General features: G+C 67.8%; 9 protein-coding genes. 5 read left to right on the top strand and 4 right to left on the bottom strand.

Going from position 1 to position 11501, the window contains the following annotated elements; all coding sequences use genetic code 11:
• Positions 1–13 precede the first annotated feature (13 nt).
• Entirely contained in the window at positions 14–1222 is a 1209-nt protein-coding gene (serA, locus tag CAL19_RS01185) for a phosphoglycerate dehydrogenase (RefSeq protein ID WP_026639444.1), read from the top strand.
• A gap of 28 nt (positions 1223–1250) precedes the next feature.
• Here the strand turns inward: serA and CAL19_RS01180 are convergent, their stop codons facing one another.
• Positions 1251–2126: a LysR family transcriptional regulator gene (locus CAL19_RS01180; protein WP_094795790.1), complete on the bottom strand. Its 876-nt coding sequence runs from the start codon at positions 2124–2126 to the stop codon at positions 1251–1253.
• A 158-nt stretch (positions 2127–2284) separates the two neighbouring features.
• Between CAL19_RS01180 and CAL19_RS01175 the strand changes: the two genes are divergently transcribed.
• Genes CAL19_RS01175 through CAL19_RS01160 form a run of 4 tightly spaced genes read left to right on the top strand, consistent with a single transcriptional unit; the run spans position 2285 to position 5237 of the window.
• On the top strand, positions 2285–2716 hold the full coding sequence (locus CAL19_RS01175) for a VOC family protein (protein ID WP_026639446.1): 432 nt from the start codon (positions 2285–2287) through the stop codon (positions 2714–2716).
• Positions 2717–2738: 22 nt separating this feature from the next.
• Positions 2739–3461 (top strand): 5-oxoprolinase subunit PxpB, encoded by a 723-nt coding sequence (gene pxpB, locus CAL19_RS01170; protein WP_432759156.1) that lies wholly within the window; start codon positions 2739–2741, stop codon positions 3459–3461.
• The gene (locus tag CAL19_RS01165) at positions 3458–4459 is read left to right on the top strand and encodes a biotin-dependent carboxyltransferase family protein (protein ID WP_094795789.1); all 1002 of its coding nucleotides are present in this window, start codon (positions 3458–3460) and stop codon (positions 4457–4459) included. Before pxpB ends, CAL19_RS01165 begins: the two co-directional genes overlap by 4 nt.
• Before the next feature lie 10 nt (positions 4460–4469).
• Positions 4470–5237 (top strand): LamB/YcsF family protein, encoded by a 768-nt coding sequence (locus tag CAL19_RS01160; protein ID WP_094795788.1) that lies wholly within the window; start codon positions 4470–4472, stop codon positions 5235–5237.
• A 16-nt stretch (positions 5238–5253) separates the two neighbouring features.
• Here CAL19_RS01160 and CAL19_RS01155 read toward each other — a convergent pair whose 3' ends face one another.
• From CAL19_RS01155 to CAL19_RS01145, 3 genes are all read right to left on the bottom strand, one after another.
• Positions 5254–6498, bottom strand: coding sequence for a TIGR03862 family flavoprotein (locus tag CAL19_RS01155; RefSeq protein ID WP_170941482.1), 1245 nt, complete (start codon positions 6496–6498; stop codon positions 5254–5256).
• 9 nt (positions 6499–6507) lie between these two features.
• Positions 6508–10467 (bottom strand): DUF3683 domain-containing protein, encoded by a 3960-nt coding sequence (locus CAL19_RS01150; protein ID WP_094795787.1) that lies wholly within the window; start codon positions 10465–10467, stop codon positions 6508–6510.
• Positions 10468–10583: 116 nt separating this feature from the next.
• Positions 10584–11138 carry a YqaA family protein gene (locus tag CAL19_RS01145; protein WP_094795786.1) on the bottom strand — a complete coding sequence of 185 codons (555 nt, stop codon included), beginning with the start codon at positions 11136–11138 and terminating at the stop codon, positions 10584–10586.
• Between the last annotated feature and the right edge of the window lie 363 nt (positions 11139–11501).

Genomic DNA, 11501 nt, shown 5'->3' with positions numbered 1-11501 from the left:
GCACCAAGCTTCTATGGCCCAGATCGTCCTGTTTGAAAATATCCACCCCCGCGCGCGCGACGTCTTCACCGCCGCGGGCTACACCGATATCGTCACGCACGCCAGCGCGCTGCCGCCCGCCGAACTGCATGCGGCCCTGCGCGATGCGCAGGTGGCGGGCATCCGCTCACGCACGCACCTTGACGCCGAAGCGCTGGCGGCCGCGCCCGATCTGCGCGTGGTGGGGTGCTTCTGCATCGGCACCAACCAGGTCGACCTGAACACCGCCATGCAGCGCGGCGTGCCGGTGTTCAATGCGCCGTTTTCCAACACCCGCTCGGTAGCCGAACTGGTGCTGGGCGAGGCCATCCTGCTGCTGCGCCGCATCCCCGAGAAGAACGCGCGCGTACACCTGGGCCACTGGGACAAGTCGGCCGCCGGCGCGTTCGAGACCCGCGGCAAGACGCTGGGTATCGTGGGCTATGGCAACATCGGCTCCCAGGTCGGCACGCTGGCCGAAGCGATGGGCATGCGCGTGGTGTATCACGACGTGGAAGCCAAGCTGCCGCTGGGCAACGCCCGCCCCGCAGGGTCGCTCGATGAATTGCTGCAGCAAGCCGACGTCGTGACGCTGCATGTGCCCGGCGGCAAGAGCACACAGAACATTATCGACGCCGATGCGCTGGCCCGCATGAAGCGTGGCGCTATTCTTATCAATGCATCGCGCGGCACCGTCGTGGACATTGCCGCGCTGCACGCCGCCCTGACATCGGGCCATCTGGCCGGCGCGGCGCTCGATGTATTTCCGGTCGAACCCAAGGGCGTGGACGAACCCCTTGACAGCCCCTTGATCGGCTTGCCCAACGTGCTGCTTACCCCGCACATCGGCGGCAGCACCCAGGAATCCCAGGAAAACATCGGCCGCGAAGTGGCCGAGAAACTGGTGCGCTTCCTGCAATCGGGCACAACCAAGAGCGCCGTCAATTTCCCTGAACTGCCCTATCTGGAGCCGGCCGGCGCCGCGCGCATCCTGCACGTGCACCGCAATGCCCCCGGCGCGCTGGGCGCCCTGGACAGCCTGCTCGCCGATCAGGGGCTGAACATCCTCAGCCAGAACCTGCAGACGCGCGGCCAGATCGGCTACGTGATCACCGATGTGGATGGCGAAGTCAGCGACGCCGTCATGACCGCGCTGTGCAGCCACCCCATCACCGTGCGCTGCGACGTGATCCGCACGCCCTGAGCGGCGGGCAAACTGGCGCCCGCCGGCCTTAGCCGCCGCAGGACATGCCCGCGGCGTTCAGCAGACATTCGGCCAGGTGCCCTGCCAACGAGGCCGGGTCGTGCGGCAGGCGCACGATCAGGCCGATATCGCGGGTAAAGCCGGCTTCGCCCAGGTCGTACAGGTCCAGGCCCCGGTCATCAAAGCGGCGCGTGCGCGGCAACAGCGCCACGCCCAGGCCGCGCCTGACCAGGTTGGCGATGGCCTCCATTTCGTCCAGTTCGATCGCCTCGCGCACCGCAATGCGGTGCTTCTTCAGGAACATATCCACCAGGCGGCCGCCGAACGACGTGCGGTCGTAGCGGATGAATGGCTGGCTGGCCAGCAGCTCGCGCCATGGCCGGGCAGGCAAACCGGCGGGAACCGCCAGCGCCATGGGTTCGCGCAGCAGCGGCCGCCAGGCCAGCTCGGGCGGCAGCGCAAACGGCGGGCGTATCAGGACGGCCATGTCGATTTCCGCGGCGTCGACCTGTCCCAGCAAAGACAGCGACACGCCCGGCACGATACGCACGCGCACATCGGGAAACGCATCGCGAAACTGCACCAGGGCGTCCACCAGCAGGCTTTGCTGGGCCGAGGCAATGGCGCCCACGCGCAGCAGCCCGCTGATGTGGCCCGCCCTTGCCGCGCCGGCGATGCGTTCGGCCAGCGCCACGATTTCTTCGGCCTGTGGCAGCATCTCGCGGCCTGACGCGCTGAGTACCGCCGATTTGGCGGTGCGCTCGAACAGCGTCACGCCCAGATAGTCTTCGAGCCGGCGCATCTGCGCGCTGACGGCAGACTGGGTCAGCCCCAGCTGGCGGCCAGCCGCCGTAAACGTACCGGCGCGCGCCACCGCCATGAAGGTTTTGAATTCGCGTATCACTATCGATTTTTTTGATGCTCAGGGCAAAAAAATATCGCTTTTGGATCAAAAAAACAATCTCTAAACTGATAGGCCTGCGCGAGCCGGCCGTGCCCGTTGCCGGGCGGCCCGCCCCGACGCTTGATTTTGATTTACTCTTGCCGCAATCCGGAGCCCGTATGAGCACACCTGCAACCCTGCCCCCCTTCCACCTGGCGTTCCCCGTACGCGACCTTGCCGAGGCCCGCGCCTTCTATGGCGAGCTGCTGGGCTGTCCCGAAGGGCGCAGCTCCGACGAATGGGTGGACTTCAACTTCTATGGTCACCAGATCGTCGCGCACCTGTCGCCGGACGAATGCGGCCACAAGTCCACCAGCTCGGTCGATTCGCACGACGTGCCGGTACGCCACTTCGGCGCCGTGCTGCCGATGCAAGACTGGGAAGCCCTGGCCAAGAAGCTGACCGACGCGGGCACCAAGTTCGTCATCGAGCCCTACATCCGCTTCAAGGGCGAAGTGGGTGAGCAGGCCACCATGTTCTTCCTCGATCCGTCGGGCAACGCGCTGGAATTCAAGTCGTTCAAGAACATGGATTCCCTCTTCGCCAAGTAACCGACTACGGGCCGCCAAGCTGTTGACCACGCCCCCACCCGCCCCCGCGCCGCCATGGCGTATCGAGCCGCAAGGCGATCGCTGCCTGCTGATCCGCTTTGGCGACAGCATTGATGTCGAGGTCGGCCGGCTGTGCCTGGCCGCCGCGCAGGCGCTGCGCCTGGCGCAGCTGCCGGGCGTAACCGACGTGGTGCCGTCGTTCGTCACGGTGGCGGTGCATTACCGGCCGGGTGGCGGGCAGCGCCCGCGCTACGAAGAACTGGCCGCCCGGATAGAGCCGCTGCTTGCCCAGGGGGTGGCGGCCGACACACAGACCGGCCGGCACGTGGAGCTTCCCGTCTGCTATGGCGGCCAATACGGCCCCGACCTGCCCGACGTGGCGCGCCATGCCGGCCTGTCGCCCGAAGCCGTCATCGAATTGCACAGCGGCGCCGAGAGCCTGGTTTTCATGCTGGGGTTCGCCCCGGGCGCCCCGTATATGGGCGTGCACGACGCCCGCCTCGACATCCCGCGCCGGGCGTCGCCGCGCACCGCCGTGCCCGCCGGCTCGGTGGCTGTCGCCAACCGGCAGACCGTGCTGTACCCCAGCCAGTCGCCGGGCGGCTGGAACATCATCGGCGCCACGCCCGCCGTGCTCTTCGACCCGGCAAGCGACGCGCCCACCCTGCTGCAACCCGGCGACCGCGTGCGTTTCGTGCCTATCGGCCCCGCGGAGTTCCGCCGCCTGCGCGAGGCCGCGCGATGAGCATTACCGTTCTCAAGCCCGGGCTGCTCACCAGCTTCCAGGACATGGGCCGCACCGGCAGCCAGCACCTGGGGGTGCCCGTGGGCGGCGTCATGGACGCCCGTTCGCATCGACTGGCCAACCTGCTGGCGGGCAATGAGGCCGACCTGGCCACGCTCGAGATCACGCTGGCCGGCCCGACGCTGCAGTTCGATGCCCCCGCCTGCTTTGCCATCGGCGGGGCCGACCTGCAGGCCACGCTCAACGGCGACCCGGTGCCCTGCCATCGCCCGCTGGTGGCGCGCGCCGGCGATGTGCTGGCCTTTCGCACGGCCCGTCCCGACGGCGGCATACGCGCCTACCTGGCGGTGCATGGCGGTTACGCGCTGGAACCCGTTCTGGGCAGTTGCAGCACCTACTTGCGCGGCGGCTTCGGCGGGCATGCGGGGCGCGCCCTGGCCAAGGGCGACACCATCGGCCTGCGTGCCTCCCTGCCCACGCAACCCGAGGCACTCGACCAGCTCGCGCAGGGCCTCTGGCAACTGCGCATCTACCTGCCTTCCCCCCTGGCCGTGCAGCCACGCCGTCATATCCGCGTGCTGCCGGGCGCGCATTGGGACGAGTTCACCGATGACGCGCGCCATCAGCTGCTGCACGCGGAATTCCGCATCAGCCCGCAATCCGACCGCATGGGCTACCGCCTGGACGGCCCGCCGCTGGCCATGGCGGCCCCGCGTCAGATCTTGTCCGAGGCGATCAACTATGGCACCGTACAAGTGCCCGCGGGCGGCCAAGCCATTGTGCTGATGGCCGATCGCCAGACCACCGGCGGCTACCCCAAGATCGCGCAGGTGATCACGGCCGATTTGCCGGCACTGGCGCAGATGGGCCCCGGTCAGGCGGTGCGCTTTGCGCGCGTCAACCTGGACGAGGCCCAACAACTCGACAGCGATCGCGAAGACGCTTTTGCCCAATTGCAGGATGCCCTGTCGCCGCTGCGCGTCCTGCTTCACGCTTGAGGACACCCACATGAGTTCCGCCATCGACCTTAACTGCGACATGGGCGAAAGCTACGGCGCCTGGACCATGGGCAACGATGAGGCCGTCCTGGATTTCGTCACGTCGGCCAACGTCGCGTGCGGCTTCCATGGCGGCGACCCGTCCACCATGCGCAAGACAGTGACCGCGGCGCGGGACCGCAACGTGGCGGTAGGCGCCCATCCGAGCCTGCCCGACCTGGCCGGCTTCGGCCGCCGCACCATGCAGATCACGCCCCAAGAAGCCTACGACATGGTGGTTTACCAGGTGGGCGCGCTGGCCGGCGTGGCCGCCAGCCAGGGCACGCGCCTGCACCACGTCAAGCCGCACGGGGCGCTGTACAACATGGCAGCCAAGGACGCGGCGCTGGCGCAGGCCATCTGCCGCGCGGTGCGCGATGTCGACGCCAGCCTGGTGCTGTACGGCCTGGCCGGCAGCCACCTGGTCAGCGAGGCCGAAACACTGGGCCTGCGGGCCGCCCATGAAGTGTTCGCCGACCGCTCGTATCAGGACGACGGCTCGCTGACGCCGCGCAGCCAGCCGGGCGCAATGATCGAAGAGGTGGGCGCGTCGCTGGCGCAGGTGCTGCGCATGGTGCAAGACGGCGTGGTGCGCTCGGTCAGCGGCCGCGACGTGCCGGTGCGCGCGGATACCCTGTGCATCCACGGCGACCAGCCCAACGCCAGGGTGTTCGCGCAGGCGCTGCGCGATGCCTTGTCAAAAGCCGGCATCGCGGTGCGCACCGTGCCGCAAGCCTGACACCCCTGGTACGCCGTCAGGCGGCCAGGGGCGCGTCCAGATAGGCGTGTACCGCTTCGGCGGCCACCACGGCGCTGGCCATGCAGGCGGTCAGCAGATAGCCGCCCGTGGGCGCTTCCCAGTCCAGCATTTCGCCGGCGCAAAAGACGCCGGGCAGCGCCTTGAGCATCAGGCCGGAATCAAGGGCTTCCAGGGTCACACCGCCCGCGCTGCTGATGGCCTCGTCGATCGGGCGGGCACGCAGCAGGCGCACCGGCAGCGCCTTGATGCAGCGGGCCAGCAGCGCCATATCGCTCCAGGCCTGGGGCTCGGCGCATTCCCGCAGCAAAGCCGCCTTGACTCCCTTGAGCCCGAGCCGGCTCTGCAGATGGCTGGCCATTGAACGCGCACCGCGCGGATGCGCCACCTGGGCGGCCACGCGGTCGGCAGACAGATCGGGCAGCAAATCCAGCCACGCCACTGTCGCGCCCCGCGCATCGATGGCGTCGCGCAGCGGCGCGGACAAGGCATAGACCAGGCTGCCCTCGACCCCGGTGGCGGTCAACACGAACTCGCCGCGCCGCCATGTGCCCGGCGCGCCATGGTCGTCGGGCGCCATGGCCACGGATTTCACGGGCATGCCGGCGCAGCGTTCGCGCAGATGAGCGCTCCAGTCGACATCGAAGCCGCAATTGGCGGGCCGCAATGACGCGACGTCCACCCTGCACGCCCGCAGGCCGGGCACCCAGGCGCCGTCCGAGCCCAGGCGCGCCCAGCTTGCTCCGCCCAGCGCCAGGACGACGGCGTCGGCCTGCGCCACCACGGCGCCCTGCGGAGTATCGAAGTGCAGCGTGTGCGCCGCGGCCGCGGCGGCGTCGGGCCAGCCCGTCCAGCGGTGCCGCATGTGCAGGCGCACGCCGGCCGCGCGCAGCCGCGACAGCCAGGCTCGCAACAGCGGGGCCGCCTTCATTTCGCGCGGGAACACCCGGCCGGACGAGCCGACGAACGTATCTATGCCCAGCCCATGCGCCCATTCGCGCATCGCGTCGGCATCAAAGTGCCGCAGCCAGCCGGCCACGGCGGCGCTGCGCGCGCCGTATCGCTGGCTGAAGCGCCCCGCAGGTTCGCTATGCGTCAGGTTGAGCCCGCCGCGCCCCGCCAGCAGGAACTTGCGGCCCACCGACGGCATGCTGTCGTATACGTCGGCCTGTATGCCCCGGCGCGCCAGGACCTCGGCCGCCATCAGGCCCGCCGGGCCGCCCCCGATTATGGCTACGCGCACGGCAGCGGCTTACACCAGCACGCGTTCGATGCCGCCGGCATTGGCGCGCCGGACGTAGTCTTCCATCCATTGCTCGCCCAGGATGTGGCGAGCCATTTCGACCACGATGTAGTCGGCCTGCATGGACGTATCCTGCTGATAGCGCGACAGGCCCTGCAGGCACGACGGACATGACGTCAGCATCTTGACCTCGCCCGCGTAGCCATCCTGGCGCACGGCGGCCTGGTTCTTGTTCAGTTCTTCCTGCTTGCGAAAGCGCACCTGGGTAGACACATCGGGGCGCGTCACCGCCAGCGTGCCGGATTCGCCGCAGCACCGGTCGGTCTTGATCGCGCCATCGCCCACCAGCGCACGCACCGTTTTCATGGGCTCCTGCAGCTTCATGGGGGTATGGCAGGGGTCGTGGTACACGTAGCGCACGCCCTGCACCCCGTCGAGCTTGATGCCTTTTTCAAGCAGGTATTCGTGGATGTCTATCAGGCGGCAACCCGGGAAGATCTTGTCGAATTCGTAGCCCGCCAACTGGTCATAGCATGTGCCGCAGCTGACCACCACGGTCTTGATGTCCAGGTAGTTCAGCGTATTGGCCACGCGGTGGAACAACACGCGGTTGTCGGTGATGATCTGTTCGGCCTTGTCGTTCATGCCGTTGCCGCGCTGGGGATACCCGCAGCACAGGTAGCCCGGCGGCAGCACGGTTTGCACCCCCGCATGCCAGAGCATGGCCTGCGTGGCCAGCCCCACTTGCGAGAACAGCCGCTCCGATCCGCAGCCCGGAAAATAGAACACCGCCTCGGTATCCGCAGTGGTGGCCTTGGGGTCGCGGATGATGGGTACGTAATTGGCGTCTTCGATGTCCAGCAGCTTGCGCGCGCTTTGCTTGGGCAGGCCGCCCGGCATCTTCTTGTTGACGAAGTGGACCACCTGCTCGCGCAACGGCGGCTTGCCCACCGTGGCCGGCGGATGCGCCGTCTGCTTGCGCGCAATGCCCGACAGCAGGTCGTGTGCCAGGCGCTGCGCCTTGTAGCCCACGCCCACCATGGCCTTGCGCGTGGCGTTGATGGTGGCCGGGTCCTTGGCATTCAGGAAGAACATTGCCGCCGCGGTGCCCGGGTTGAACGACTTGCGACCCATGCGGCGCAGCAGCGCGCGCATGTTCATGGATACGTCGCCGAAGTCGATGTCCACCGGGCAAGGGTTGTAGCACTTGTGGCAGACCGTGCAGTGGTCGGCGACGTCTTCGAATTCTTCCCAGTGCTTCAGGCTGACGCCGCGGCGGGTCTGCTCTTCGTACAGGAAAGCCTCGACCAGCAGCGAGGTCGCCAGGATCTTGTTGCGAGGCGAATACAGCAGGTTGGCGCGCGGCACGTGGGTCGCGCAAACCGGCTTGCATTTGCCGCAACGCAGACAGTCTTTGATGGATTCGGAAATGGCGCCGATATCGCTTTGCTGCATGATCAGCGATTCGTGGCCCATCAGGTTGAAGCTGGGGGTCCAGGCATGGCGCAGGTCAGCGCCGGGCATCAGCTTGCCCGCGTTGAAGTGGCCGCGCGGATCGACGCGCCGCTTGTATTCCTGGAACGGCGCCAGTTCGGCTTCGGTAAGGAATTCGTACTTGGTCAGGCCGATGCCGTGCTCGCCCGATATCACCCCGTCCAGGTCGCGCGCGATCTGCATGATGCGGGCCACCGCCTGGTGCGCCTCGGTCAGCATTTCGTAGTCGTCGGAGTTGACGGGAATGTTGGTGTGCACGTTGCCGTCGCCGGCGTGCATGTGCAGGGCGACGAATACACGGCTCTTGAGCACGCGGGCGTGGATCGCCTTGAGTTCGTCGACCACGTGCTTGCCCATGTTGCCCGAGAAAATGCCTTGCAGCGGCGCCAGCACTTCGGTTTTCCAGGACACGCGCACCGTGCGGTCCTGCAGCACGCTGAACAGCGTGACGTCGGGCTGCGCGGCCACCCGGTCGGCCAAGGCGCCCTGCAGCGGCGCCAGGCCCAGGCCCGGCAGGTCGGGCAGCGCCTGGTGCAGCGGCATATCCAGGTTGTCCAGCAGCCACTGCCAGCGACGCCGCACCTGCGCCAGCACGTCAATGGCCTGGCGGGTGCGCTCGGCCAGCTGTTCGGCCCGGGCCGGGCCGTCTTCCGCGTCTTCGATCTTGCCGATGGGCAGCGGCGCCGCCAGGAAAGCGTCCAGCGCTTCGAGCAGCCTGAGCTTGTTGCGCGTGGACAGCTCGATGTTGATGCGCTCGATATGGTCGGTGTATTCGCCCATGCGCGACAGCGGGATGACCACGTCTTCGTTGATCTTGAAGGCGTTGGTATGCCGGGCGATGGCCGCCGTGCGCGAGCGGTCGAGCCAGAATTTCTTGCGGGCCTCGGCGCTGACGGCCACGAAACCTTCGCCATGGCGGGTATTGGCCAGCCGCACGACCTCGCTGGCAGCAGTGGCCACGGCGTCTTCGTCATCGCCCACGATGTCGCCGATCAGCACCATCTTGGGCAGCGTGCCGCGCTTGCTCTTGGTGGCATAGCCCACCGCGCGCAGATAGCGTTCGTCGAGATGCTCCAGGCCGGCAAGAATGGCGCCGCGTGCGCGGCCTTCGCCATCGAGATAGGCCTTGACCTCGACGATGGACGGAATGGCGTCGCGCGCCTGGCCGAAGAACTCCATGCACACCGTGCGGGTGTGGCGCGGCATGCGATGCAGAATCCAGCGGGCGGACGTGATCAGGCCATCGCAGCCTTCTTTCTGCACGCCCGGCAGGCCGGCCAGGAACTTGTCGGTGACATCCTTGCCCAGGCCTTCTTTGCGGAATGCGCGGCCGGCGATTTCAAGCTGTTCGGTCTTGATGAGCTTTTCGCCCGGCTTGCCGGCGCCGTCGAACCACTTGAGCTCGAAGCGCGCGACGTCCACGTCGTGGATCTTGCCCAGGTTGTGGTCCAGGCGAGTGACTTCGAGCCAGTTGCCGTCGGGATCGACCATGCGCCACCAGGCCAGGTTGTCCAGCGCAGTGCCCCACAGCACGGCCTTTTTCCCGCCGGCGTTCATCGCGATGTTGCCGCCCACGCACGAGGCTTCGGCCGAGGTGGGGTCTACGGCGAACACATGGCCGGCCTGTTCGGCGGCTTCGGCGACGCGCTTGGTCACCACGCCAGCCCCGGCATGAATGACCGCCACCGGCTCGGTCAGCCCGGGCAGAATACAGGACTCGACCGGCCCCAGGGCGTCGAACTTTTCGGTGTTGATGACCGCAGACTTCCAGGTCAGCGGAATGGCCCCGCCGGTATAACCGGTGCCGCCGCCGCGCGGCACGATGGTCAGGCCCAGCTCGATGCAGGCGCGCACCAGGGCAGCGATTTCTTCTTCGTTGTCGGGCGTGAGCACGACGAATGGATATTCCACCCGCCAGTCGGTCGCGTCGGTGACGTGCGACACGCGTGACAGGCCATCGAACTTGATGTTGCCGCGCGCAGTGAACCGGCCCAGCACTTTCACGGCCTGCTTGCGCAGGTGCGCCGTCTGGTCGAACTGGCTTTCGAAAGCCGCCACGGCCGAACGCGCCCGCGCCAGCAGCTCGCCCACCTTGGCGTCGCGGTGCGGATCATGGCCTTCCAGGGCCGGCACGTCGGGTTCGCGGCGCTTCTCGATCTCGGCCAGGCGATGATGCAGGGCCTCGATGAGCAGCCTGCGGCGCTTGGGGTTGTCGAGCAGGTCGTCCTGCAGGTAGGGGTTGCGGCTGACGACCCAGATGTCGCCCAGCACTTCGTACAGCATGCGCGCCGAGCGGCCGGTGCGGCGCTCGCCGCGCAGGTCGGTCAGCCACTGCCAGGCATCGTCGCCCAGCAGGCGGCCGACGATCTCACGGTCGGAGAACGACGTGTAGTTGTACGGGATTTCGCGTAGGCGAGATGTGGCCGCGGGCGGGATCGCCGCGGACAGGATTTGGCTGGCGAGGGGGGCGTTCATGGACAACGGTAGGGAAAGGCCCTTAAAGAATCATTTTATGACATTGTGCGCGGCGGCCGCCCGGGCCCGCCGGACCGGACGCCGGCAGCGCCGTCGCGGCGCCGCGTGCGAGAGGCCTACACGGGCTGCGGAAAGAACCACAGCAGGCCGGCCGTCATGATGGTGTACCGGGCAAACTTGCCGATGGCCATGTACAGCACGCACGGCCAGAACGCCAGGCGCAGCCAGCCCGCCACGGCGCACAGCGGGTCGCCCACGGCCGGCAGCCACGACAGCAGCAGGGCCGGCGGGCCGATCCGGTGCAGCCAGTCGTGGGCATGCAGGTGCCAGCGCCCGCGCATGCGGTCGGCGGGCCCGCCGGGGTGGCCAGGGTGCCCGTCGGGATGCGGGTGGGGGTGTTTTTCCCGCCATCGTTCCAGGGCGCGGTGGACGCCCAGGCCCATGGCGTAACTAATGGCTCCGCCGATGGTGTTGCCGGCGGTGGCGACCAGTACGGCCGGCCAGAACATGTCGGGCGCCAGCTTCACAAAGCCGAAAACCGCCGGCTCGGAGCCCAGCGGCAAGAGGGTCGCCGAAATGACGCTGACCACGAAAATGGCCGGCAATCCGACCACGGGCAACGCCACCAGCGCCAGCATCCAATGTACGGCGTTCAGCAGGCTTTCTTCCATGATGGGCGGCAGTTTAGCTGGTTTGGGGTGGCGTTTTTGGGGGGGTGTTGGGGTTCTGTTGGCGTCGTGGGCGGGAGGCGTGGGGCCTTGGCTTCACGGGGCCGTCGGGCGCCCCGCGCGCCCGATCCGCCCCCGAGGCGCCGCGGCCCCACGCCTCCCGCCCACGACTCGCAGTGGAATACCGATGATGCATCGCCGGGGCGGATCGGATTCTTGCATGTTGAACGCCGCATTGGCGTGGAAGGGAAAATCGCACAGGGCCGCATTTTCCGGGCCGCCCTGCGCGGCCTGGAAAATGCATTCGCATAGGGGATGGGGATGGCGTGTGGGCCGGTGGCTGGCGCCGATCGATGGATATGCCGA

Origin of the sequence: Bordetella genomosp. 7 (assembly GCF_002261265.1) — a bacterium.
GTDB lineage: Bacteria > Pseudomonadota > Gammaproteobacteria > Burkholderiales > Burkholderiaceae_B > Bordetella_A.
This window is presented reverse-complemented; position numbering and strand designations above follow the sequence as displayed.